The 23,412-nt window shown below is 75.1% G+C and carries 25 protein-coding genes; 8 read left to right on the top strand and 17 right to left on the bottom strand.

What is annotated here, in order from left to right; all coding sequences use genetic code 11:
* The first annotated feature begins 9 nt into the window (after positions 1-9).
* Positions 10-1,116 carry a homoserine O-acetyltransferase MetX gene (gene metX / locus ACWIX6_RS01885; RefSeq protein ID WP_448615152.1) on the top strand — a complete coding sequence of 369 codons (1,107 nt, stop codon included), beginning with the start codon at positions 10-12 and terminating at the stop codon, positions 1,114-1,116.
* Between the two features lie 47 nt (positions 1,117-1,163).
* On the opposite strand, the gene ACWIX6_RS01880 is transcribed toward metX, so the two are convergent.
* From ACWIX6_RS01880 to ACWIX6_RS01840, 9 genes are all read right to left on the bottom strand, one after another.
* Positions 1,164-1,673, bottom strand: a complete 510-nt coding sequence (locus ACWIX6_RS01880) for a hypothetical protein (RefSeq protein WP_448615151.1) — start codon at positions 1,671-1,673, stop codon at positions 1,164-1,166.
* Between the two features lie 28 nt (positions 1,674-1,701).
* Positions 1,702-2,019, bottom strand: coding sequence for a hypothetical protein (locus tag ACWIX6_RS01875; RefSeq protein WP_448615150.1), 318 nt, complete (start codon positions 2,017-2,019; stop codon positions 1,702-1,704).
* Between the two features lie 64 nt (positions 2,020-2,083).
* Positions 2,084-2,614, bottom strand: coding sequence for a gamma carbonic anhydrase family protein (locus ACWIX6_RS01870; RefSeq protein WP_448615149.1), 531 nt, complete (start codon positions 2,612-2,614; stop codon positions 2,084-2,086).
* Positions 2,615-2,674: 60 nt separating this feature from the next.
* Positions 2,675-2,992 carry a hypothetical protein gene (locus ACWIX6_RS01865; RefSeq protein ID WP_448615148.1) on the bottom strand — a complete coding sequence of 106 codons (318 nt, stop codon included), beginning with the start codon at positions 2,990-2,992 and terminating at the stop codon, positions 2,675-2,677.
* Positions 2,992-3,882 carry an NAD(P)H-hydrate dehydratase gene (locus tag ACWIX6_RS01860; protein WP_448615147.1) on the bottom strand — a complete coding sequence of 297 codons (891 nt, stop codon included), beginning with the start codon at positions 3,880-3,882 and terminating at the stop codon, positions 2,992-2,994. Before ACWIX6_RS01860 ends, ACWIX6_RS01865 begins: the two co-directional genes overlap by 1 nt.
* Positions 3,863-4,618: a histidine phosphatase family protein gene (locus ACWIX6_RS01855; RefSeq protein ID WP_448615146.1), complete on the bottom strand. Its 756-nt coding sequence runs from the start codon at positions 4,616-4,618 to the stop codon at positions 3,863-3,865. The genes ACWIX6_RS01860 and ACWIX6_RS01855 overlap by 20 nt, the downstream gene beginning before the upstream one ends.
* A 159-nt stretch (positions 4,619-4,777) precedes the next feature.
* The gene (locus ACWIX6_RS01850) at positions 4,778-5,785 is read right to left on the bottom strand and encodes a C40 family peptidase (protein ID WP_448615145.1); all 1,008 of its coding nucleotides are present in this window, start codon (positions 5,783-5,785) and stop codon (positions 4,778-4,780) included.
* A gap of 114 nt (positions 5,786-5,899) precedes the next feature.
* Positions 5,900-6,406, bottom strand: coding sequence for a hypothetical protein (locus tag ACWIX6_RS01845; RefSeq protein ID WP_448615144.1), 507 nt, complete (start codon positions 6,404-6,406; stop codon positions 5,900-5,902).
* 60 nt (positions 6,407-6,466) lie between these two features.
* Positions 6,467-6,772, bottom strand: a complete 306-nt coding sequence (locus tag ACWIX6_RS01840) for a hypothetical protein (protein WP_448615143.1) — start codon at positions 6,770-6,772, stop codon at positions 6,467-6,469.
* Between the two features lie 205 nt (positions 6,773-6,977).
* On the opposite strand from ACWIX6_RS01840, the gene ACWIX6_RS01835 reads away from it, so the two are divergent.
* The 3 genes from ACWIX6_RS01835 (at position 6,978) to ACWIX6_RS01825 (ending at position 8,683) form a co-directional block, all read left to right on the top strand.
* A complete protein-coding gene (locus tag ACWIX6_RS01835) occupies positions 6,978-7,202 on the top strand; it encodes a hypothetical protein (RefSeq protein ID WP_448615142.1) in 225 nt (74 codons plus the stop codon).
* A 44-nt stretch (positions 7,203-7,246) separates the two neighbouring features.
* Positions 7,247-7,411 (top strand): hypothetical protein, encoded by a 165-nt coding sequence (locus tag ACWIX6_RS01830; protein ID WP_448615141.1) that lies wholly within the window; start codon positions 7,247-7,249, stop codon positions 7,409-7,411.
* A gap of 114 nt (positions 7,412-7,525) precedes the next feature.
* Complete coding sequence (locus tag ACWIX6_RS01825) at positions 7,526-8,683, top strand: serine hydrolase domain-containing protein (RefSeq protein WP_448615140.1); 1,158 nt, start codon at positions 7,526-7,528, stop codon at positions 8,681-8,683.
* Between the two features lie 75 nt (positions 8,684-8,758).
* Here ACWIX6_RS01825 and ACWIX6_RS01820 read toward each other — a convergent pair whose 3' ends face one another.
* The 3 genes from ACWIX6_RS01820 to ACWIX6_RS01810 all read right to left on the bottom strand — a co-directional run bounded on the left by ACWIX6_RS01820 (position 8,759) and on the right by ACWIX6_RS01810 (position 13,635).
* Positions 8,759-10,147, bottom strand: a complete 1,389-nt coding sequence (locus ACWIX6_RS01820) for a metallopeptidase TldD-related protein (RefSeq protein WP_448615139.1) — start codon at positions 10,145-10,147, stop codon at positions 8,759-8,761.
* Positions 10,144-11,655: a TldD/PmbA family protein gene (locus ACWIX6_RS01815; protein WP_448615138.1), complete on the bottom strand. Its 1,512-nt coding sequence runs from the start codon at positions 11,653-11,655 to the stop codon at positions 10,144-10,146. Before ACWIX6_RS01815 ends, ACWIX6_RS01820 begins: the two co-directional genes overlap by 4 nt.
* Before the next feature lie 111 nt (positions 11,656-11,766).
* Positions 11,767-13,635, bottom strand: a complete 1,869-nt coding sequence (locus ACWIX6_RS01810) for a cation:proton antiporter domain-containing protein (protein WP_448615137.1) — start codon at positions 13,633-13,635, stop codon at positions 11,767-11,769.
* A gap of 143 nt (positions 13,636-13,778) precedes the next feature.
* Between ACWIX6_RS01810 and ACWIX6_RS01805 the strand changes: the two genes are divergently transcribed.
* Entirely contained in the window at positions 13,779-14,582 is an 804-nt protein-coding gene (locus ACWIX6_RS01805; protein ID WP_448615136.1) for an MBL fold metallo-hydrolase, read from the top strand.
* Positions 14,583-14,588: 6 nt separating this feature from the next.
* Here the strand turns inward: ACWIX6_RS01805 and ACWIX6_RS01800 are convergent, their stop codons facing one another.
* Positions 14,589-15,881, bottom strand: a complete 1,293-nt coding sequence (locus tag ACWIX6_RS01800; protein WP_448615135.1) for an amidohydrolase family protein — start codon at positions 15,879-15,881, stop codon at positions 14,589-14,591.
* A gap of 72 nt (positions 15,882-15,953) precedes the next feature.
* Between ACWIX6_RS01800 and ACWIX6_RS01795 the strand changes: the two genes are divergently transcribed.
* The 3 genes from ACWIX6_RS01795 (at position 15,954) to ACWIX6_RS01785 (ending at position 17,946) form a co-directional block, all read left to right on the top strand.
* A complete protein-coding gene (locus ACWIX6_RS01795) occupies positions 15,954-16,634 on the top strand; it encodes a DedA family protein (RefSeq protein WP_448615134.1) in 681 nt (226 codons plus the stop codon).
* Complete coding sequence (locus tag ACWIX6_RS01790) at positions 16,631-17,314, top strand: HAD-IA family hydrolase (protein ID WP_448615133.1); 684 nt, start codon at positions 16,631-16,633, stop codon at positions 17,312-17,314. The genes ACWIX6_RS01795 and ACWIX6_RS01790 overlap by 4 nt, the downstream gene beginning before the upstream one ends.
* A gap of 74 nt (positions 17,315-17,388) precedes the next feature.
* Positions 17,389-17,946 (top strand): alpha/beta hydrolase family protein, encoded by a 558-nt coding sequence (locus ACWIX6_RS01785; RefSeq protein WP_448615132.1) that lies wholly within the window; start codon positions 17,389-17,391, stop codon positions 17,944-17,946.
* Between the two features lie 123 nt (positions 17,947-18,069).
* On the opposite strand, the gene ACWIX6_RS01780 is transcribed toward ACWIX6_RS01785, so the two are convergent.
* The 4 genes from ACWIX6_RS01780 to ACWIX6_RS01765 form a co-directional block, all read right to left on the bottom strand.
* Positions 18,070-19,134: an SRPBCC domain-containing protein gene (locus ACWIX6_RS01780; protein ID WP_448615131.1), complete on the bottom strand. Its 1,065-nt coding sequence runs from the start codon at positions 19,132-19,134 to the stop codon at positions 18,070-18,072.
* A gap of 229 nt (positions 19,135-19,363) precedes the next feature.
* Entirely contained in the window at positions 19,364-20,227 is an 864-nt protein-coding gene (locus tag ACWIX6_RS01775) for an FAD binding domain-containing protein (RefSeq protein ID WP_448615130.1), read from the bottom strand.
* Entirely contained in the window at positions 20,224-22,698 is a 2,475-nt protein-coding gene (locus ACWIX6_RS01770) for a xanthine dehydrogenase family protein molybdopterin-binding subunit (protein WP_448615129.1), read from the bottom strand. The genes ACWIX6_RS01775 and ACWIX6_RS01770 overlap by 4 nt, the downstream gene beginning before the upstream one ends.
* Positions 22,695-23,207: a (2Fe-2S)-binding protein gene (locus ACWIX6_RS01765; protein WP_448615128.1), complete on the bottom strand. Its 513-nt coding sequence runs from the start codon at positions 23,205-23,207 to the stop codon at positions 22,695-22,697. Before ACWIX6_RS01765 ends, ACWIX6_RS01770 begins: the two co-directional genes overlap by 4 nt.
* Between the last annotated feature and the right edge of the window lie 205 nt (positions 23,208-23,412).

The following is a 23,412-nucleotide window of genomic DNA, read 5'->3' as shown; positions in this document are numbered from 1 at the left end:
GCCGGACCGGTGTCCCGGACCCCGTCGCCGCCGGTCCGGGCGGGCGGGTGGCTCGAGGGCGACCCGGTCGCCGACCGGCTGTTCCTCGACCTGGACGGACCGGTCCGGCTCGAACGCGGCGGCTCGCTGCCCGCCGTGCGGGTCGCGTACGAGACCTGGGGGACGCTCGCGCCCGACGGCGGCAACGCCGTGCTGGTCGAGCACGCGCTCACCGGGGACAGCCACGTGGTCGGTCCCGCCGGGCCCGGACAGCCGACGCCGGGCTGGTGGCCCACCCTGATCGGGCCCGGCGCGCCGCTGGACAGCGACCACTGGTTCGTCGTCTGCGCCAACGTGCTCGGCGGCTGCCAGGGCACCACCGGGCCGTCCTCGACCGCGCCGGACGGCGGCCGGTGGGGCTCCCGCTTCCCCGAGGTGACCATCGGCGACCAGGTGGCGGTGGAGGCCGCGCTCGCCGACGCGCTGGGGATCGACCGGTGGCGGGCGGTGCTCGGCGGCTCGATGGGCGGCATGCGGGCGCTGGAGTGGGCGGTGTCGCGGCCCGACCGGGTCGGGGGGCTGTTCTTCCTCGCCTCCGGCGCCGTCGCCACGGCCGACCAGATCGGCACCCAGACCACCCAGCAGACCGCCGTCCGCACCGACCCGCGCTGGGCGGGCGGCGACTACCCGCTCGGCGAGGGACCGGTCGCCGGCCTGGGCACCGCCCGACGGATCGCGCACCTGACCTATCGCAGCGGTCTGGAGCTGGACGCCCGGTTCGGGACGACGGTGCAGCCCGACGGCCGGTTCGCCGTCGCCTCCTACCTCGACCACCACGCCGCCAAGCTCGCCGCCCGCTTCGACGCCGGCAGCTACGTGGTGCTCACCGAGGCGATGAACAGCTGGGACGTCGGCCGGGGCCGCGGCGGGGTGGAGGCGGCGCTGGCCCGGGTCACCGCCCGGTCCGTGGTGGCGGGGGTGGACACCGACCGGCTCTACCCGCCGGCGCTGCAGCAGCGGGTGGCCGACGGGCTCGGCGTCCCGCTGCGGCTGATCCCCTCGCTGTTCGGCCACGACGGCTTCCTGGTCGAGACCGAGGCCGTGGGCGGGCTGGTGCGCGAGCTGATGGCCGGCTGAGCCGCGTTCTCCCCCGCGGGCCCGAAGATCTCCCCGCGGCCCGAGGATCAGCTCGTGGGAACCGGTTCGGGCCAGCCGGCCAGGTGGCCGATCCACGCCAGGGCCAGCCAGGCGCCGGACATCGTGAGGGTGTCCCGGCCGTCGGTCAGGGTCAGCGCCCAGGGTGCGGTGGCGTGCCGGGGACGGCGTGACCCGCTGCCCGGCACGGCGCCGACGACCCGCAGCTGCTCCACCGGCAGCCGGTGCGTCGGCCGCTCCGACCGCCCAGGAAGGAGCCAGACGTCCCGCCGGGTGGCCCCGACGAGCCGGGCCTCGCCGGGGCCGGGCAGCAGCCGGCTACGGCCGCGCAGCTCCACGATCCCGATGTCCACGAAGGCGTCCGGGTCGGCCGGCACCTCCCAGGTCGGCGTCCGCCGGCCGCCGGTCGCGTCCGCGCCGAAGGTGACCACCGCGGACACCAGGTGCAGCAGCCCGGTCAGCCGCCGGCCGGCCACGACCTCCGGCGGGGTGTCGTCGACGGTCCAGCCGACCTGGTCGCGCAGTCCGGGGCCGGTCACCCGCCCAGACTGCCCGACCGGCGCGTGCTCAGCCCGCCGGGGTGGCCGCCTCCCGGGCCCGTCGCCGGGCGACGACCACGGACGCGGTCGCCGCGCCGGCGGCGGCGATCAGCCAGCCGAGCCCGGCCAGCCAGGAGCCGGTCCCGCCGGTGGTGTCGGCCCGGTCCACGTCCACCGTGCCGGCCACCACCCAGCCGGCCAGCAGCCCCAGCGCCGACACCCACAGCAGCACGGCCGCCCGCGGCCAACGGTGCTGCACCGCCATCACCACCGGCGGGACGACGGCGGCCGCCACCGGCATCCCGAGGAAGAACACCAGCACCACGCTGACCAGCACGATCTCCACCGCCGGAGTGTGCCCCGCCGGGGACCGGTCCGGGAACACCCGGCGGAGCGACCGGGCCTGCGGGCTACTGCAGGCGGCGGACGGCGCGGTGCCGGTCCAGCCGGTCGGTGTAGCTGACCGCGTTGGCCTTGATCGCCGCGACGTCGTCCTCGGTGGTCTCCCGGCGGACCTTCGCCGGGACCCCGGCCACCAGGGAGTTGGGCGGGACGTCCGCGCCCTGCATCACCACGGCGCCGGCGGCGATGATCGACCCGGAGCCGATGTGCGCGCCGTTGAGCACGGTGCTGCCCATGCCGACGAGCACGTCGTCGTCCACCCGGCAGCCGTGCAGCACCACGCCGTGCCCGACGGTCACGCCGCGGCCGACGACCAGGGGGAACCCCGGGTCGCTGTGCAGCGTGGAACCGTCCTGGATGTTGGAGTCGGCGCCTATCTCGATGACCTCGGCGTCGGCGCGGGCGATGGCGCCGTACCAGATGCTCGCCCGCGGGCCCATCGTCACCTTGCCGACGACGACCGCGGTGGGGGCCACGAAGGCCTCCGGGTCGATGTCCGGCGCCCCGAAGTCGAGCTCCCCGATGTAGCTGTCAGCCACGCTGCCGTCCTCTCGTCGTCCGTCCGGCCGCGAGCGGTTCCCGCGGCCGGCCGCTGTACCTCAGTGCGGCTCCTGCGCGCCCCACTCGGCCAGGAACGTCCCCGGGTCGAGCTCGTCGAGCTGCCGCTGCACCAGGGCCAGCATGTCGCCGGGCACGTTGGGGTCGCCGGCCGGCACCCGGACCAGCTCCAGGCCGTCCCGGCGCCGGGTGACCACCACGTCGCTCAGCGACGGCCCGGGCAGCAGACCCCAGGCCAACTCGGCGGCGAAGGCGGCCAGGAAGCGGGCGCTGCGCAGCAGCCGGCCACCCGGGCGCGGCTCCAGAGCGGCGACGAAGACGTCCCGGGCCCGTCCGCCGCCGGCCTCCGCGGACGTCATCAGAGGTCGATCTCGGCCTGCACCCGGGGGATCTCCGGCGGCAGCTCGCGGGCCAGGAAGCCCAGCCGGCCGACCTGGGCGGCCAGCCGTTCACCGGCCCGGCCGTGCAGGTGGGCCGCCCACACCGCCGCCTGCTCCGGGCCGGCGCCCCGGGCGAGCAGTCCGGCCACGATCCCGGCCCGGACGTCGCCCGACCCGGAGACCCCGAGTCCGGCGCCGCCGCTCTCGTCCCGCCACAGCCGGCCGTCCGCGGCGGCGACCCAGCTGGTCGCCCCGCCCAGGCCGACCGTGGCCTGGGCCTCGTCGGCCAGCCGCTGCGCCGCGCCGGCCGGGTCGGCGTCGACCTCGTCCGGCTCCAGGTGCAGCGTGATGGCCAGCTCGCTCGGGTTCGGCGTGAGGACCGTCCGGCCACCGAGGTGGTGCAGGCAGCCCGGGTCGGCGGTGACCGCGGCGAGCCCGAGCGCGTCGAGCACCACCGGGCCCTCCAGGCGCGGCAGCAGCGACTCCACGAACCCCTGGGTCTCCTCCTTGTCGGCCATGCCCGGTCCGACCAGCACCGCGGACGCGCTCGTGGCCAGGTCGAGCACCAGGTCGGCGGACTCGGCGCGGATGGCCCCGGCCTCGGTCGACGGGACGCCGCGCACCAGCGCCTCGGGCAGCGAGATGGACACGTGCGGCGCGACCTTCGACGGGACGACGACCTGCAGCTTGCCCGCGCCGGACCGCAGCGCCGCCTCGGCGGCCAGCAGCACCGCGCCGATGGTCTCCGTGCTGCCGCCGACCACCAGGATGGAGCCGCGCGACTCCTTGCCGCCGGTCGGCTCGGGCAGCCGCCAGCCGCGCAGCACCTGCGGCGTGACGAACGTGGACTCAGGCTGGGGACGGGACATCGGGCTCCTCGGTCACGTCGGCGCCGGCATCCCGGTCACCGGGGACCAGGTGGTCCACGGAGTTGAACGCGGTGAGCTCCCAGCGGTCGCCGTCCCGGCGTTCGTAGCAGGTCAGCGAGGTGTTGGCGACCTGGTCGCCACGGTCGACCTCCAGCAGCTGGGACTCGGTCAGCTCCTCCACCACGTAGCGGAAGACCATGACGACGGCCTGGTGGGAGACGCACATCAGCCGCTCGCCGTCGTGCCGCAGCGCCTCGGTGGCCAGCAGACTGCGCACCCGCAGTGCCACGTCGGCCCAGCTCTCCCCACCCGGGGGCCGGTAGTAGAACTTGCCCAGCAGGTCCCGCCGCCGCGCCTCGTCGGGGTACTCCTCGCGGATGCCCTCGCGGGTCATCCCGTCGAAGGCGCCGAAGTCCCGCTCCCGGAGCCGCTCGTCGTACCGGATGGTGAGGTCCAGCCCGCTGGCCGCCACGGCCCGGTCCGCGGTGGCCGCGGCCCGGGTGAACGGCGAGCTGAGCACCGTCGTCGGCCGCTGCGCGGGGTCCAGCCGGGCGAGCCAGTGGCCCAGGGCGTCGGCCTGCTCCTCGCCGGTGTCCGACAGCGGCACGTCGGGGTCACGGACGTCGAGCTCCAGGCGACCCGCGCCGGACCGCTGGGCGAGCGCGTCGGCCACGTTGCCCTGGCTCTCGCCGTGCCGGACCACCCACAACGCGCTGGGTCCCGGTGCGTGCGCCATCAGCGTCCCTCCTGAGGGCGCCGGGGCCGGTGCCGTCCGGTCTGCCGTAGCCGGTGACCGGCCGAACGAAACGGAACGCCCCTGGCCCCGTCCCGAGGCTCACCCCGAGCTGGCGAGGTGTGAGGAGGACGGGGTCCTTCTCGGGGGGCAGGGGGTCCTTCAACCGGTGACGCGGACCGCCTTGACGTAGCCGCCCTTGTCCACGCTGGTCACCGCGACCGGCCGGCCCGGGACGCTGGCGTGCACCATCTGGCCGTTGCCGATGTACATGCCCACGTGGCTGATCGGCGTGTAGAAGAACACCAGGTCGCCGGGCTGCAGGTCGGCCCGGGCCACCGGGACGCCGAGGGTCGACTGGGACCGGCTGGAGTGCGGCAGGCTGACCCCGGCGGCTGCGTAGGCGTACTGGGTCAGCCCGGAGCAGTCGAAGACGTCCGGCCCGGCGCCGCCGGGCACGTAGCGGTCGCCGAGCTGGGCGAGCGCGGCCTGCACCGCGGCCCCGGCGGCGGCGGTGGGGGCGGGCGCGGGGTTCGCGGCGGCCAGCTCCGGGCCGGCGAGCACGGTCTGCACCCTGACCTGGTCGGCGGCGGTGAGCCGCGCGAAGTCGGCCTCGTAGCCGGCCAGCTCGTCGGCCAGCTCCTCCTGGCGCTGCTCGAGCTCGGCCACGGCGGCCGCGGCCTGCTCGGCGGCCGCGGTGGCCGCGGCCTGCGCCGCCGTCGCCGCGTCGCGGGCCACGGCGGCCTGGGCGACGACGCCGTCGGCGTGCACGGCCAGCCGGTCGAGGGTGTTCATCTGCTGGACCAGGTCGTCGGCCGAGGCGCTGGTCAGGAAGGCGGCGATCTTGGACCGGGTCGACCCGGTGTAGCCGGCGTAGGCGATGGCCCGCAGCTGCGGGGCGAGCGCGTCCACGGCGACCTGCGCCTGGGCGGCCGCCTGGCCGGCGGTGGCGGCGGCGGCCCGGTGCTGGTCGGCGGTGGCCTCGGCCTCGTGCACCTGCTCGTCGATCTCGCGCAGCTCGGCGCCGGCGTCGACGACGGCCTTGCGTGCCTGCTCCGGGGTGGCCGGTGGCGCGGCCGGGGCGGTGCCCGGGGAGAGGACGACGGCGAGCCCGGCGGTCACGGCCAGCGCCGCGGCGCGGGTCCAGCCGCGAGCGGTCGAGCGGGTCACCGGGCCTCCTCTGCGCCCGCCCGGCCCCCGGGAGGGGGCGTCAGGAGGCTGGCGCGTCGGAACGGAACGTAGGGGCCGATCGACGCAGCGTCGGCCCGGCGCGCTCAGGGACGGTCAGTCCCAGAGACCGCGCGCCCCACCCGTCCCTCGCGTCCCGCCCGTCGCACGCCGATCGCCGCGAGGAGGTATGAGCCGGTCGGCCACCAGACCGGTGGCGAAGGAGTAGACGGCCTTGTGCAGCACGTCGACGACCTGGTCCTCGCGCGACCACGTCCACGGCGGAGCACCCACGCCGGTCGCGTTCTCCAGGGTCTGGTCGGTAGCCAGCCGGACGGAGGTGTGCCAGGCCGACGCCCGCCAGCCGCGCAGCCCGGCGGCCGACCAGATGCCGCGCAACGCGCCGAGGGTGGCGCCGGTGCCCCAGTGCATCAGGTGGTTGCGCACCGGCGGGCGCGCGGACTCCGGCAGCCGACGGCCGGTGGTCAGCGCCGTGAGGGTGCGCCCGGGGACGTAGGAGTCCGGGCGGTGGGTCAGCTGCTGCTCCAGCTTCTCGCCGGCGGTCATCACCGCGACGCCGGCCAGGCCGGCCAGTGCGCCGCGCAGCGCTGCTCGTCCCCACATGGGACAGGGCCTACCCGGGCACGGCCACCGGGAACCGGCTCCTCGTCTCCCGGCGGTGGGTCAGCCGGCCGCGGGCTCCTGGGACTCCAGCGCCTCGACGGCGGCCACGTCGCGGAGGATGGCCTGCAGCTCACCCGAGGTCCACGCCTCGCAGCAGTCGCACCGGCCGTCGGCGGTGAAGCTGCGCAGCCCGAGGCTGCCCCCGGCCTCGTCCTCGGACAGGGCCAGCTGACCGTCGACGGGGTTGCGGTGGCAGCGGCAGGACGGCGCGCACATGCCCAGCCCCCACCCGGAGACGATGACCGAGGCGCCGTTCTCGTGCACGGTGCCGAGCTGGAAGATCGACGGCTTCTGCGTGTAGGTCATCTGAGGCTCCCCTCGCCGTCCCTGACAGGGGGTCAGGGGTGGTCATCGGCTCGGGAGAAGTAGAGCGGAACACGGTCACGTGCCCGGTCCGGCGCCGCTTGACACGCGACGTCGCCGTCCGTCCTCCCCCGCCCGGCCCATCCGTCCCAGCCGTACCGACACCGGGGCCAGGAGTCGTCCAGCCGGCCCTGGGTACCGCCCGGCCATGTCGACGACGCGACCGTTGGAGCCGGAGCTGCCGGGTGGGGACGACGGGATCCCCGCCGCGGACGCGGGAGCCGGCGCGCCTCCCCCGGCCGACGGCTTCGGGCGGGCGGGGGAGGAGCCCGACGTCCTCGACGAGCCGGCCGACCGGACCGACGCGGGGATGCCGGCGGCCACCCCGTTCCGCACGCCGGACCCCACGGAGATCGGCCCCGACGTCCGGTAGCCCGAGCCGTTCCCGGCGGCCCGCCGGCGGGTAGGGGTGCGGGCATGTCCACGACACAGCCCGGTCACGACCCGTCCACCGAGCCCACCAGCGACGACGCCGCCACCCAGGGCACCGAGCCCACGGGCAACCCGGTCGACCCCGCGATGGCCTCCTCCAGCCCCGACCCCGGCCAGACCGAGCGGGACCTGCGGCACGAGGGCGACTGACCACCCGGCCCGGTCTTGCCCCGCGGCGGGATGGGGAGGAACCTCACCGACCGGTGTGGCACGACACACACCGCCGGGCGGACGGCCCGGCCCTCTTCGGCCCCGGGAGCCCGCATGAACACAGCCGCACTGGACGCCGTCCTGACCCGCGCCGTGGACAGCGGGGCGGTGCCCAACGTGGTCGCGATGGCCGCGGACCGCAGCGGCCCGGTCTACGAGGGGGCCGCCGGTCCCCGGGTGGCCGGGGGCGACGAGCCGGTGGGTGCGGACACCCACTTCCGGATCATGTCGATGACCAAGATGGTCGCCACGGCCACCGCTCTGCAGCTCGTCGAGCGCGGACTGCTGGACCTGCGCGCCCCGGTCGAGCAGTACTGCCCCGAGTTCGCCGACCTGCAGGTGCTGGACGGCTTCGACGGGGACACCCCGCGGCTGCGCCCCCCGGCGTCCAAGGCGACCGTCGAGCAGCTGATCACCCACACGTCCGGGCTCGGCTACTGGTTCTTCAGCGAGGAGGTGCGCCGCTGGGAGGCCGCCACCGGCACGCCCAACGTGCTGTCCGGCTCGAACGTCGTCTTCACCGCGCCGCTGCTCGCCGACCCGGGGACCCGGTACGAGTACGGCATCAACACCGACTGGCTCGGCAAGGTCATCGAGTCCGCCGGCGGCACGACCCTCGACGTCGCGGTCAAGGAGGGCATCACCGGCCCGCTCGGGATGGACCAGACGTCGTTCTCCCCCAGCCCGGCGCAGCGGGCGAACCTGGTCCCGGTCCACGTGCGCGGCGCCGACGGCGCGTGGACGCCGACCGACGTCGAGCTGCACCCCGAGCCGGAGTACTTCGCCGGCGGCCACGGGCTGTACTCCACGCCCCGCGACTACCTGACCTTCCAGCGGGCCCTGCTGGGTGGCGGCGAGGTCGACGGCACCCGGATCCTGCAGGAGTCGACCGTCGACGCGGCGTTCACCAACCAGATCGGCGAGCTTGACTTCCCGGCGGCGATCCGCACGGCCGACCCGGGGTCCACCGCCGACTTCAACGCCGGACCCGGCCACAAGTGGGGCCACGGGCTGCTGCTGAACACCGCCGACGTCCCCGGTCGCCGGCGGGCCGGCAGCGGCGCCTGGGCGGGTCTGTGCAACACGCACTTCTGGGTGGACCGCACCGCCGGCATCACCGGCGCCGTCTACACCCAGACGCTGCCGTTCGTGGCGCCGGAGGTGTACCAGGTCTACGTCGACTTCGAGACGGCGCTGTACGCCGAGCTCTGAGCGGGCCGCCGCGGTACCGGTCGCCCCGGTACCGCGGCGCCCGGCCAGCAGGCCGCCCGGACGCTCCCGGCGCCGTCAGCTGGCGGGCGACACCGAGCTCATGTTGAAGTCCGGCACCCGCAGCGTCGGCATGGCGGCCCGGCTGAACCAGTCGTTCCACTCCCGCGGCAGGGTCCGCTCGGTCACGCCGGCCTGGGTGGCCCGGCCGAGCAGGTCGACCGGCGACTCGTTGAAGCGGAAGTTGTTCACCGCCCCGGTGACCTCGCCGCCCTCCACGAGGAAGACGCCGTCCCGGGTGAGCCCGGTGAGCAGCAGGGTCTGCGGGTCGACCTCGCGGATGTACCAGAGCGTGGTCAGCAGCAGCCCGCGCTCGGTCGCGGCGACCATCTCCGCCTGCGTGGCGGTGGCGGTCGGGTCCTCGAGCACCAGGTTGTCGACGGCGGCGGTGGCCGGCGCCGTCGTCTTCAGCGCCCACGCGCGCGGCCGGATCAGGTTGGTGAGCACGCCCCCGGAGATCCAGTCGACCGCCGGCGTGGCCATGCCGTTGTCGAACACCGACGCCGTCCCGGACGAGCCGCCGACCACCTGGAACGGGCAGGCCTCCAGCCCTGGGGCGTGCGGGTCGCTGCGCAGGGTCAGCGGCAGCGCCGCCAGCCGTTCGCCGATCCGGTTGCCGCCGCCGGCCTTGGCGTAGACGTTGCGGCCCTCGTCGGCGTCCCGCGCCTCCATCGTCCAGTAGGCGTAGATCATCAGGTCGCTGACCGTGGACGGCGGCAGCAGGGTCTCGTAGCGGCCCGCCGGCAGCTCGATCCGGCGCTGCGACCAGGCCATCTTGCGCTGCACGTCGGCCGCCAGGTCGGCCACCGACACGTCGGAGAAGTCGCGGGTGCCCACGCCGGCCCAGACCGAGCGGCCGAAGTCCGGGGTCTTGCCGTTCAGCTCGACCCGGCCGGTGGGCTGGTCGTGGCGCAGCCGGAGCCCCGTCGAGGTGCCCAGGTACGTGGTGGACAGCTGGTGCTCGGCGAACCCGAACAGCAGCTCCCCGCGGTCCCGGGCCTCGCCGAAGGCCTGCCCGAGCGCCGGGGCGAACTCGCTGAACACCCCGATCGAGGTCTCCGCGGCGTCGGCGTCCCAGTCCCCCGAGCCGGGCGGCACGTCGCTCACCAATGGCATCGCGTCCTCGGCCGGGCCGGCGTCCCGGGCGGCCTGCTCGCTGGCGGCCACCAGCGCGGCGACGTCCGGCGTCCCGGTGCGGGCGACCGTGCCCGTCGCCATCCCGGCGCCGCCGTCGACGAAGGAGATGACCACCACCTGGCGCGACCGCATCGCGCCGTTGGTGGTCAGGCTGTTGCTCGCCCAGCGGAGGTTGGCCTCCGAGCTCTCCACGACGTAGGTGACCTGCCCGTCGGCGGTGGAGGCGTCCAGCGCCCGCTCGACCAGCTCCTGCGGGGTGGGGGCGCTCATCGGCCGGACTCCTGCGCGGTGTTGAGGATGGTCGTGTTCTCGAACAGGGCCGTCGGGCAGCCGTGGCTGACCGCGGCGACCTGGCCCGGCTGCGCCTTGCCGCAGTTGAACGCCCCGCCCAGCACGTACGTCTGCGGGCCGCCGACCACCGACATCGAGCCCCAGAAGTCGGTCGTCGTCGCCTGGTAGGCCACGTCCTTGAGCTGCCCGACCAGCCGGCCGTTCTCGATCCGGTGGAACCGCTGACCGGTGAACTGGAAGTTGTAGCGCTGCATGTCGATCGACCAGCTCTTGTCCCCGACCACGTAGATGCCGCGTTCCACCCCCGCGATCACCTCCTCGGTGGACGGGCCGTCGGGCGCCGGCTGCAGCGACACGTTGGCCATCCGCTGCACCGGCACGTGTGACGGGGAGTCGGCGAACGCGCAGCCGTTGGAGCGGGGCAGCCCCCGCAGCCGGGCCATGTTCCGGTCGACCTGGTAGCCGACCAGCACGCCGTCCCGGACCAGGTCCCACTGCTGGCCGGCCACGCCCTCGTCGTCCCAGCCGACGGTCGACAGGCCGTGCTCGACCACCCGGTCGCCGGTGACGTTCATCCGCGGCGAGCCGTACTGCAGGGTGCCGAGCTTGTCCACGGTGGCGAACGACGTCCCGGCGTAGGCGGCCTCGTACCCGAGCGCCCGGTCCAGCTCGGTGGCGTGGCCGATCGACTCGTGGATGGTCAGCCACAGGTTGGACGGGTCGACGACCAGGTCGTAGCGGCCCGGCTGCACCGACGGGGCCTTGGTCTTCTCCCGCAGCAGCTCCGGCAGCTCGGCGAGCTCGCGGCCCCAGTCCCAGGTGTCGCCGGTGAGGAACTCCCAGCCGCGGCCCACCGGCGGGGCCAGCGTGCGCATCGACTCGAACGCGCCGGTGGACCGGTCGACGGTCAGCGCGGTGAACTCCGGGTGGATGCGCACCCGCTGCTGGCGGGTGCGGGTGCCGGCGGTGTCGGCGTAGTACTTCTGCTCCTTGACGTGCGTGCAGCTGCTCTGCACGTGCTCGACGCCGTCGGCGGCCAGCAGCTGCTCGGACAGCGACACGAGCAGGCCGGTCTTCTCCGCGTCGGGCACGTCGAACGGGTCGACGTCGTAGGCCGACACCCACGAGCCGTCGTAGGTCGGCTCGGGGGCCAGCTCCACCCGGTCGGTGTTCATCGCCGCGGACACCTGCGCGACGGCGACGGCCTCCTCGGCCAGCCGCACGGCCTCGGCCGCGGTGAGGACGACGCCGGCGGCGAAGCCCCAGGTGCCCTCGTGCACGACGCGGACGGCGAGGCCCAGGTCCTCCCCGTCGGCCAGGGCCTCGAGCCGGGCGTCGCGCAGCCGGATCGTCTGCGTGCGGATCCGCTCCACGCGCAGGTCGGCGTGCTCGCAGCCGAGGTCGAGCGCGCGGGTCAGCGCGGCGTCGGTGAGCGCGGACAGCGGCAGGGCGAGGAAGGACTCGTCGACGGAACGGGTCTGTGACACGGGTCCGTGTCTACCAGCCGGGGCCGACAGCCCGCCGCCGCCGGGGTGTCGGCCCCGCTGCAGGGTCCCGCCGCGAGCTCGCGAGCGGTGGGGGGCAGGGGGGTCCTTCCACTACCCCAACTGCTCGTCCACCCAGCACCAGCGCCAGGCCTCTCCCGGTTCGGCGCTCACCACGACGGGGTGCCCGGCCGCGGCGAAGTGCTCCCGCGAGTGCCGGCGCGGTGAGGAGTCGCAGCAACCCACGTGGCCGCAGCTCAGGCAGGTCCGCAGGTGGACCCACGTCGTCCCCTCGCGGAGACAGTCCTCGCACGCCGGCGCCGGGCGGGGCTCGCCCGCCGGCGCCGACGCCAGGTGTGCGCAGCGCGCCTCGGCGCGCCGGGGCGCCAGGGCGCCGTCGCGCGCCCGCGCCGCCAGCTCCTCGTGCCGGTCGAGCAGCGACTCCTCCACGTCGATCGCCCGCATCGCGTCGCTCAGCACCTCGGTCGGGGCGATGCCGGTGTCCCGGGCCCGCACCACCACGTCCCGCTCGGCGGCGAGCATCTCCATCCGCAGCCGGGCGTAGGTGCTCGACGGGGTCTCCTGCTCGGCCAGCGGCCGGCCCAGCCGCTCCCAGGCCGCGTGCGACCGGGCCGTGGAGCGGTCCCGGAGCCTCTCCACCAGCCCCTCCGGCTCGTCACCGGTGACGAGCTCGTCGAGCCGGCGCAGCCCCGCCATGTGGGCCGCGTCCCCGATCTCCGCGGCCTGGAGCGCGTCCTCGGCCGGGTCGGGTGCGGGCAGGCCCACCCGGCGCACCAGCCACGGGAGCGTGGAGCCCTGCACGAGCAGTGTGCCGACCACGACGGTGAACGCCGCCAGCACCAGGACGTCGCGGTCCGGGAGGTCCTGGGGCAGCAGCTGGGCCGCGGCCAGCGTCACCACGCCGCGCATGCCGGCCCAGGAGACGAGGACGGCGACGGCGGGGCTCCAGGCCTGCCGTCGCATCCGCGGCGTCCCCCGGCGCAGCACGCCGGCCACGCCGAAGACGAACACGGCCCGGGCGACGACGGTGGCGACCAGCACGCCGACGCAGAGCAGGACGATCCGCCCGGCTCCCACGCCGGTCTCGGCCGCCCCGCTGAGCAGCGCGGGCAGCTGCATGCCGATCAGCAGGAAGACGCCGTTCTCCAGGACGAAGGCGATCGTCCGCCACGTGATCGCCTCGGTGACCCGGGCCGACGCCGTCTGGATCCTCGGGGACAGGTGCGCCAGGACCAGGCCGGTCACGACGGTGGCCAGGACGCCGGAGGCGTGCACCGACTCCGCGGGCAGGAAGGCCAGGTAGGGGGCGACGAAGGACACCAGCGTGTCGAGCACCGGGTCCCCGACCCTGGCGCGGACGACGGCGAGCACCGCGGCGACCAGGCCGCCGATGAGGACTGCGCCCACCACCGCCCACAGGAAGTCCCCGCCGACCTCGACCGGGGAGGGGGAGGACGTCAGCGCCGACAGCGCCACGCTCAGCGCGATCAGCGCCGCGGCGTCGTTGACCAGGCTCTCCTGCTCCAGCAGCGTCGCGACCCGGCGCGGGAGCCCCAGCCGGCGGCCCATCGCGGCGGCGGCCACCGCGTCGGGCGGCGCGACGACGGCGCCGAGCGCCAGGGCGGCGGCCAGGGCGACCCCGGGCAGCAGCAGCCAGGCAACCCAGCCGACGACGAGCGTGCTGAACACGACCAGCACCACCGACATCAGCACGATGCTGGTCTTGCTGCGCCGGAAGTCGAAGAGCGACGTGCGCACGGCGGTCGCGTACAGCAGCGGCGGGAGCAGCGCGTGCAGCACCAGGTCGGGGTCGAGCTCGACCTCCGGCACGCCCGGCACGAGGGACACCGCCACGCCGACAACCACCAGGACCAGCGGCGTCGGCCAGCCGAAGCGGTCGCAGAGGCCGGCGACCACGCCCACGACGATCACCACGGCCACGATCCCGAGGACCAGCCCCACGACGCTCCTCCCTCCCCGTACACGGACGCCGGCGATCGTCCCAGTGGACCCGCGCGCCGTCGCGGCGAGTGTGCGCCCATGGTCCCTTCGGCCGCGGAGGACCCCGGGGTTGCGGAGCGAGGGCCGACGGGTAGCCGACGGGCATGGCAGCTGACCCGGACGACGTCACCCTGACCTTCGGCGGCACCGCCACGACGCTGCTGCGGCTGGGGCCGTTCACGCTGCTCACCGACCCGAACTTCCTGCACCGCGGCCAATGGGCCCACCTCGGGTACGGGTTGCGCAGCCGCCGGTTGACCGACCCCGCGCTGGTGCCCGCCCAGCTCCCCGCGCTGGACGCCGTCCTGCTCTCGCACATGCACGGCGACCACTGGGACCGCATCGCCACCCGCACGCTGCCCAAGGACACCCCCGTGGTCACCACCCCGGAGGCCGCTGCCTGCCTGGGCGAGCGCGGGTTCACGGGCACGGCGGACCTGCGCCCCTGGCAGACCCACGAGCTGACCCGCGGCGCGCACACCCTGCGGATCACCAGCGTGCCCGGCGTGCACGGTCCGGGCCCGCTGGCCCGGCTGCTGCCCCAGGTGATGGGCAGCGTGCTGGAGCTGGTCCGGGACGGCGCGACCCGGTGGCGCGGTTACGTCAGCGGCGACACCCTCTTCCGGCCCGCCCTCGGCGAGCTGCTGGAACGCTGCGGCCCGCTCGACGTGCTGGTCCCGCACCTCGGCGGCACCCGGGTCGCCGGCGTCCTGGTCACCATGGACAGCACGCAGGGCGCCGACCTGGTGGACCTGCTGAAGCCGCAGGTCACCGTGCCGGTGCACTTCGACGACTACGGGCTCTTCCGGTCCCCGCTCGGCGACTTCGTGGCCGAGGTGGCCGACCGGCAACTGCCCGGCGAGGTCCGCACCGTCGGCCGGGGCCAGACCGTCTCGCTGCGTGCCTGAGCGGGGTCAGCGGCCGGCCAGGCGCATGGCGCGGGTCTGGACGTCGGCCCGCAGCGCGGCCTCGTCCACCGTGGTGCACACCCCGTCGGCCACCACCTGGCGCCCGGCCACCCAGGTGTCGCGCACGTGCCGGGACCCCACCGACCAGACCAGGTGGGTGAGCAGGTCGCCCAGGTCGCCCACCGGGACGAACGCGATGTCCTCGCTGTCGACGTGCACGAGGTCCGCGCGCCGCCCGGCGGCGAGCTGACCGAGGTCGGGCCGGCCGATCGCGTCGGCGGCGGCCCCGGTGGCGAGCCAGAACGCCTCCGGGGCGGTGACCGCGGTGGCGTCCCGCTCGCGCAGCCGGGCCAGCTGGGCCGCCAGCCGGAGGTCCTCGAACAGGTCGAGGTTGTCGTTGGACGCCGGCCCGTCGGTCCCCACGCCCACCCGGATCCCCAGGTCGAGCATGTCCCGCAGCCGGGCGGTGCCGCTGGCCAGCTTGCTGTTGCTGCTGGGGCAGTGCGCCACGGCCACGTCGTACTCGCGCCACAGCTCGAGGTCGCCGTCGTCCATGTGGACGCAGTGCGCCCCGAGCACCCGGCCGCCCAGCACGTCGTGCGCGGCGAGCAGCGACGGCACGCTGAGGCCGTGCTCGGCGAGCAGGTCCGCGCCCTCGGTGGCGGTCTCGGCGACGTGCACGGTGAGCAGCAGGCCGTGCTCGCGGGCGGCCCCGGCGGCCCGGCCGAGCACCGGCAGCGGCACCGTGTACGCCGAGTGCGGGCCGATCCCGTACTCGACCCGGTCGTCCCCGTCCGCGGAGAGCCGGACGGCGGTCTCCAGCTGCTCGTCGAAGCTGCCGAAGCCGGGCAGCCCGATCAGCGGGTTGGCGACCAGCGCGCGGGCGCCGGTGGCGCGTACGGCGGCGGCGATCCGCTCCGGGTGGAAGTACATCTCCACACTGGTGGTCACCCCGTGCCGGAGCATCTCCGCCGACGCCGCGGTCATCGCCACCTCGACGTCCTCGGGGGTCAGCCGCGCCTCGCGGGGCCACATCACCTCGCGCAGCCACCGGTCCAGCGGCAGCCCCTCACCCTGCCCGCGGAACAGCACCATCGGCGCGTGCGAGTGGGTGTTCACCAGCCCGGGGGTCAGCACGCCGGGCAGCCGGGTCACCGCCGCGTCGCCGGCCGGCGGGGCGTCGGCGGCCGGCCCGACCCAGCGGATGGTCCCGTCCTCGACGTCGACGACCGCATCGGGAACGACGGTGCCCGTCCGGTCCCCGACGACGACGGCGCGGGCGGTGAAGCGCTGCAGCATGGACCCAGAACCTACTGGCGCCGCGGCGGTCGGGCCCGGCGACGCACGAGCCTCGCGGATACCGTGGGCGCCATGTCCGTCCTCGCCGCTGCCTCTTCCGACCAGGGGGGCATCACCGGCTTCCTGCTCGACCTCGTCGAGCGCCTGGGGGCGGTGGGCGTCGGCCTCACCATCCTCATCGAGACGGTGATCCCGCCGATCCCCAGCGAGGTGGTGCTCGGGGCCGCCGGCGTGCTGATCAACGAGGGCCGGCTGTCACTGGTCCCGGTCATCTTGTGGGCGACGGTCGGCTCGGTCGTCGGGGCCCTGGTGCTGTACTCCATCGGCCGGGCGCTGGGCCCCCGCCGCTCGCACGCCTTCCTCGACCGGCTGCCGCTGGTGGAGACCGAGGACGTGGACAAGACCTTCGACTGGTTCGAGCGGCACGGGCGGTCCGCGGTCTTCTTCGGCCGGATGGTGCCGATCGTCCGCAGCTTCGTGTCCGTCCCCGCCGGGGTGGTCAAGATGCCGCTGCCCCAGTTCCTGCTCTACACCGCCGGCGGCAGCCTGATCTGGAACAGCCTGCTGATCGGCCTGGGCGTGGCCGCCGGCGACTTCGTGCAGGCGAACCTGCACTACCTGGACTACGTGGTGGTCGCCGCGGCCGTCGCGTTCGTGGGCTGGTTCGTCTACCGCAAGGTGGCCGGCCACACCAGCCGCCGACCGGCCGACGCCGGGTCCGACCTGCCCGTCGACGAGCGGGACCAGGCATGAGCGCCGGGCGCACCCGCCCGCTCGTGGTCGCGTTCGACGTGAACGAGACGCTGCTGGACCTCGCGCCGGTCCGGGCGGCGCTGGTCGAGCACGGCCAGCCGGCCGAGGTGCTGGCCGCCGTGTTCTCCCGGACGCTGGCCACCGGGTTCGCCGCCACCGTCGTCGGGAGCTGGTCGCCGTTCCGCGCCGTCTTCGAGTCCTCGGTCGCCCAGACCACCGGGCTCCCGGCCGAGGCCTGCGTGCGGGTCGCCGACGCCTTCGCCGAGCTCGCCCCGCACCCGGACGTCGAGCCGGCGCTGCGGCGGCTGGCGGCGGCGGGCGTGCGCGCGGTGACCCTCAGCCACGGGGGTCCCGGGGTCGCCGAGGCCGGGCTGGCGCGCGGCGGGCTGTCCCCGCTGGTCGAGCGGAGCCTGACGTCGCAGTCGATCCGGGCGTGGAAACCCAGCCCGCAGGCCTACCTGTGGGCCGCCGGGGTGTGCGGCGTGGCGCCGGAGGAGATGGCGCTGGTCGCGGCGCACTCGTGGGACGTGCTGGGGGCCCAGCGCGCGGGACTCACCGGCGGCTTCACCTCCGCCCGGTCCGAGCTGGTGTACGCCGAGGTCTACGAGCCGCCGCACGTCCAGGCGCCGGACCTGGTCGCGGTCGTCGAGGCGCTGCTGGCCCTGCCGCCGGCCCGGTGAGCCCGGCGGGCCGGCCGGAGGAGGTCGGCACGCCGCTCGGGCCGGCCCGGGTGCACCGGGACGAGCCTCCCGGCGTGCCCCGCGGGACGCTGGTCCTCGGGCACGGCGCCGGCGGCGGGAGCGACGCGGCCGACCTGACCGCGGTCGCCGCCGCCGCAGCCGGCGCGGGGTGGCGGGCCCTGCGGGTGGACCAGCCGTGGCGGGTGGCCGGACGGCGGATCGCCCCCGCACCGCCCCGGCTGGACGAGGGCTGGACGGCGGTGCTGGCGGCGTTGCGCGCCACCGGCGAGCTGCCCGGGCCGCTGGTCCTCGGCGGCCGCAGCGCGGGTGCCCGGGTGGCCTGCCGGACGGCGGCCGGGCAGCGGGCGGCCGGGGTGCTGGCGCTGGCGTTCCCGCTGCACCCGCCCCGGCGCCCGGAGAAGAGCCGCGCCGCCGAGCTCACCGGGGTCGCCGTCCCGCTGCTGGTCGTTCAGGGGGAGCGGGACGCCTTCGGCTCCCCCGCCGAGGTCACCCGGGCGCTGCCCGGGCACCCCGGCCGGGTGGTCGCCGTCCCGGGTGACCACGCGCTCACCCGGGACGTCGACGCGGTGGTCACCGCAGCCCTCGACTGGCTGCAGCACCTCCGCCCCTGACGGCCCAGACTCATCTGGGCTGGCCCCCTGCAGGGGCCCACCGCGAGTGGAAGGACCCGCTCCTCCCCTGCCCTCGCAGGCTCGGGCCGGGCCCCTGAAGCGGGCCAGGGCGGGGGTCCTTTGTCAGCTCGAGCGGCGCCGGAGGACGAAGAGGATCAGCAGCAGCAGCGCCGCCACCCCGCCGGCGGGGACCGCGTAGCGGGTCATCGCCGCGCCGCCGGCGACCTCGAGCAGGTCGATCGGCTCGGGCTCGGCCGGGACCGCCCGCGGAGTCGTGCGGGCCGGGCCGCCGGACGCGGGCTTGTTCGGGGGCGCCGTCGTGCCCGACGGGGGCTTGCTCGGCGCCTTGCGGGCGGAGGTGATCGGGGTGGGCTCGGTGGTGGGCGCGGCGTCCTCCACCGTGCCGGTGCCGCTGAACGAGGCGGCCGCACCGACGTCGTCCGCGCCGGCCGCGGCGGGGGTGGCCTTCCCCGGGGTGGTGGCCGTGGCCGGCTTCGCGGACGCCTCGGCGGCGGCGCTCGTGTCAGCGGCCGCCGCGGCGGTCTTCTTCGTGGCGGCGGCGGCCTTCTTGGCGGGGGTGTCGCCCCCGGCCGAGCCCTCGGCGGACGCGGCGGCCTCCTCGACCACACCGGCGGTCGTGGCGGCGGCCTTGCCGGCCGCGGCCTTCGCCGACCCGGCGACACTCGGCTCCTGAGTCGTGGCGGCGGCCTCGGTGTCGACCTTCGACGGGTCGACGCCGGCGTCCCCGCTGGCCAGCTGCGCGGACAGCTTGTCGGCGAACTGGCCGAGCAGCTTGTTGCCGACGTCGGTCATGACGCCGCGGCCGAACTGGGCCGGACGGCCGGTGATGTTGAGGTCGGTGAGCACGTCGACCCGGGTCACACTGCCCTCGCCGGCCAGCTTCGCGGTGATGATGGCCGAGGCGGTGCCGTTGCCCCGCTGGTCCTTGCCGCGGGCGTCGATCTTGGCCTGGTGGGCGGTCTCGTCGCGTTCGATGAACGAGCCCTTGCCCTGGTAGGTGAGGTTGATCGGGCCGAGCTTGACCTTCACCCGGCCGGTGAAGTCGTCACCCTCCACGGAGTCCAGCACCGCGCCGGGCATGCAGGGGGCGATCCGGTCGATGTCCATCAGCACCCGCCAGGCCTCGTCGACGGGCAGGGGGACGGTGAACGAGTTCTCCAGCTGCACTGCAGGACCTCCGAGTGGGTGCGGCTCGCGCGGTCCCCGGGCGAGGGGGCCGACGGCGGGACCGGGGCGTGCGGGGATCGGGGTGAGGGGTCGACGCTACCGCGCACTCCTCCGCCCGGATGCCCATCCGACCACGGGACGGCCGCCCGCGCGCGGGGGAGCGGCGACGGCCTGCCGGACCTGCGTCACGGACGTGACGGACCGGTCCGGCAGGCCGGATCGTGTCGGGCTACAGCCCGGCCGCCGCGACCAGGGCCCGACGGGTCAGCACCTGGGCCAGGTGCTGGCGGTAGTCGGCCTGGGCGTTGAGGTCGCTGCTGGGGTCGGTGCCCTCCGCGGCCATGGCGGCGGCCGCGGTGACCGCCTCCATGCTCAGGTCGGCCCCCACCAGCGCGGCCTCGGTCGCACGGGCCCGCAGCGGGGTCGACCCCATGTTGGTCAGCCCGATGCGCGCCTCGGCGATCCGGCCGCCCTCACGCCGCACCGCGGCGGCGACCGCCACGATCGACCACGCCTGGGCGACCCGGTTGAACTTCTCGTACCGCACGCCCCACCCGTCGGTCTCGGCGAGCTTGGGCACCCGGACCTCGACGAGCAGCTCCCCCTCCTCCAGGGCAGTGGTGAGGTAGTCGACGAAGAACTCCGCCGCCGGCACCGACCGCCGCCCGCCCGGGCCGACGAGGACGAACTCCGCGTCCAGCGCGAGGGCGACCGACGGTAGGTCCCCGGCCGGGTCGGCATGGGCCAGCGCGCCACCGAAGGTGCCCCGGTGGCGCACCTGCCGGTCGGCGACCGTCTCGGTCGCCTGGGCGATCAGCTGCCCGTACTGCGCGATCAGCGGGTCGGCCACGATGTCGGAGTGCGTGGTCATCGCACCGATGACCAGCTGGTCCCCCTCCTCGCGGACCCCGCGCAGCTCGGCCACCCGGGTCAGGTCGACGACGGTCTCGGGTGCGGCCAGCCGCAGCCGCATGACCGGGATCAGGGACTGCCCCCCGGCCAGGACCTTGACGTCCTCGCCGCCGGAGGCGATGGCCTGCAGCGCCTCGTCGACGGTGGTGGGCCGGGCGTAGGCGAAGGCTGCGGGGATCACTGGGCTCCTCCCATGGCTGCGTCGGCGGCGCCGCCGGAGGTGGCGCCCTGGGCGTTGGAGACGGCGGTGGCACGGTCCCCGCCGTCCCCGCCCTGGTGGATGGCCCGCCACACCCGTTCCGGGGTGAGCGGCATCCGGATGTCGCTCACGCCGAGGTGCCGGACGGCGTCCAGCGCGGCGTTGACCACCGCGGGGGTGCTGGCGATGCAGCCGGCCTCCCCGACGCCCTTCGCCCCGATCGGGTTGCCCGGGGCCACGTGCACGGTGTTGCCGGTGTCGAAGTGCGGCAGGTCCGCGGCCGAGGGCACCAGGTAGTCCACGAACGTGCCCGTGGTCAGGTTGCCGTCGGCGTCGTAGATCGCCTCCTCGTAGAGCGCCTGGGCGATGCCCTGGGCCAGGCCGCCGTGGATCTGGCCCTCCACGATCAGCGGGTTGACGATCGTGCCGACGTCGTCCACCGAGGCGTACTTGCGGATCTTCACGAACCCGGTCTCGGTGTCGACCTCCATGGCGCAGATGTGCGTGCCGTGGGGGAAGGAGAAGTTGACCGGGTCGAACGTCGCCTCGGCGTCGATCGAGGGCTCGACGTCGTCGGGGTAGTCGTGGGCGGCGAAGACGGCCAGGGCCACCTCCTGGATGCCCACGCCGGAGCCCGGCGTCCCCTTGACGGAGAACTTGCCGCCGGTGAACTCCAGGTCGTCCTCGCTGGCCTCCAGCAGGTGCGCGGCGACCTTGCGGGCCTTGGCGACGACCTTCTCCGCGGCCTTGACCACCGCGGTGCCGCCGACCACCAGGGACCGGGACCCGTAGGTGTCCATGCCCCGGGGGGAGATGGCGGTGTCGCCGTGCAGCACCTCGACGTCCTCGAACGGCACGCCCAGCTGGTCGGCGACCAGCTGGCTCCAGGCCGTCTCGTGGCCCTGGCCGTGCGGGGTGGAACCGGTGACCACCTCGACCTTGCCGGTGGGCAGCATCCGGATGGACGCCGACTCCCAGCCGCCCGCGCCGTAGGCCAGCGAGCCGAGCACCCGGGAGGGGGCCAGGCCGCACATCTCGGTGAAGGTGGAGAAGCCGATGCCCAGCTGCACGGGGTCGTTCGACTCGCGGCGGCGCTGCTGCTCGGCGCGCAGCTCGTCGTAGCCGAGCAGCTGCAGCGCCTGCTGGGTGGCCTGCTCGTAGTCGCCGCTGTCGTACTCCAGCCCGGCCACGGTGGTGAACGGGAACTCGTCGGCGTTGATCCAGTTCTTGCGACGCAGCTCGAGCGGGTCCATGCCGAGCTCGACGGCGAGCTCGTCCATGATCCGCTCGATGGCGAACGTCGCCTCGGGCCGCCCCGCGCCCCGGTAGGCGTCGGTGGGCACCTTGTTGGTGAAGACGCCGTCGCACTCGAAGCGGTAGGCCGGGAACTTGTAGATCGCCGGGAACATGAACGCGCCCAGCGCCGGGACGCCCGGCGTGATCAGCCGCAGGTAGGCGCCCATGTCGGCCAGCAGGCGCACCCGCAGGCCCTTGACGTGGCCCTCGCGGTCGGCGGCGATGTCGATGAACTGCACCTGGTCGCGACCGTGGTGGGCGGTCATCAGCGACTCGCTGCGGGTCTCGGTCCACTTCACCGGCTTGCCCAGCCGCCGGGCGATGAGGAGCGCGAGCACCTCCTCCGGGTTGACCTGCAGCTTGCCGCCGAAGCCGCCGCCGACGTCGGGGGCGATGATCCGCAGCTTGTGCTCGGGGACGCCGGTGACCATGGCCAGCATGACCCGCAGCACGTGCGGGACCTGGGTGGCCGACCACATCGTGAAGTTGTCACCCTGCGGCTGGACGACGACCGAGCGCGGCTCCATGAACGCGGGGATGAGGCGCTGGTTGATGAACCGGCGGGAGACGACGACGTCGGCACCGGCGAAGGCCTGCTCGGTGTCCCCGCCGGTGCCGGCCTCGCCGGCGTCGAAGACGAAGTGGTAGCTGGTGTTGGACTCGAGGTGGTCGTGGACCAGCGGTGAGCCGTCCTTGACCGCCTCCTCCATGTCCAGCACGACCGGCAGCGACTCGTAGTCGACGTCCACCTTCTCCAGCGCGTCGGCCGCGGCCGACCGGCTGCGGGCGACGACGACCGCGACGGCCTCACCGACGTGGTTGACCTGGTCGACGGCGATGGAGGGGTGCCCGGGGTTGACCATGTCCGGGGTGACCGGCCAGGCGCACGGGATGGAGCCCTGCTCCTCGGCGAGGTCGCGGCCGGTGAAGACGGCGACGACGTTGGGGCTCTCAGCGGCGGCGCTGACGTCGAGGTGGGTGATCCGGGCGTGGGCCACCGGGCTGCGCAGCACCGACAGGTGCAGCATCCCCGGCAGCGTCATGTTGTCGGTCCAGGTGGTCTTCCCGGTGATCAGCCGGGCGTCCTCCTTGCGTGCGCGCGCCTGCCCGACCTCCTTGGCCGGGGCGACGGTGGCGGCGTCCTCGGTGACGGTCATGCCTGGGCTCCCATCGCGGGCGAGGAGTCGGCCGGGGCGCCGCCGCCGCGCATCTCCGCGGCGGCCTGCTGCACGGCCTTGACGATGTTCTGGTAACCGGTACAGCGGCAGAGGTTGCCCTCGATGCCCTCGCGGACCTCGTCGTCGCTGGGGTCGGGGTTGTCCCCGACCAGGTCGATCGAGGCCATGATCATCCCGGGGGTGCAGAACCCGCACTGCAGGCCGTGCTGCTCGTGGAAGGCCTTCTGCATCGGGTGCAGGGTGTTGCCGTCGGCGATGCCCTCGATGGTGGTGACGGTCGACCCGTCGGCCTGGACGGCCAGCACGGTGCACGACTTGACCGCCTCGCCGTCCAGGTGGACGGTGCAGGCACCGCAGTTGCTGGTGTCGCAGCCCACGACCGTGCCCACCTTGCCGAGCTGCTCGCGCAGGTAGTGGACCAGCAGGGTCCGGGGTTCGACGTCGTCCGAGTAGGACTGTCCGTCGACCCGTACGTTGATCTGGGTCATGTGTGTCCTCCGCTCCGTTGCAGGGGGTGCGCCGCGTGACGCGGGCGGTCTGCGCGAAGTGTGACAACGGGCACAAGCATTAGGCCACGCTTACCTCCCCCCTGACGGACGGAGGTTCCGCGCGAGCGGTCGTGCGATGGCCATTTCTCCCGCTGGAGCGGGAACGACGCGCGACCGACCGCCGCAGCCCGTGCGCCGGCCAACG

The organism is Modestobacter sp. URMC 112, from assembly GCF_053502575.1.
The sequence above is the reverse complement of the archived record's forward strand: the minus strand, read 5'-3'. Positions and strand labels throughout refer to the sequence as shown.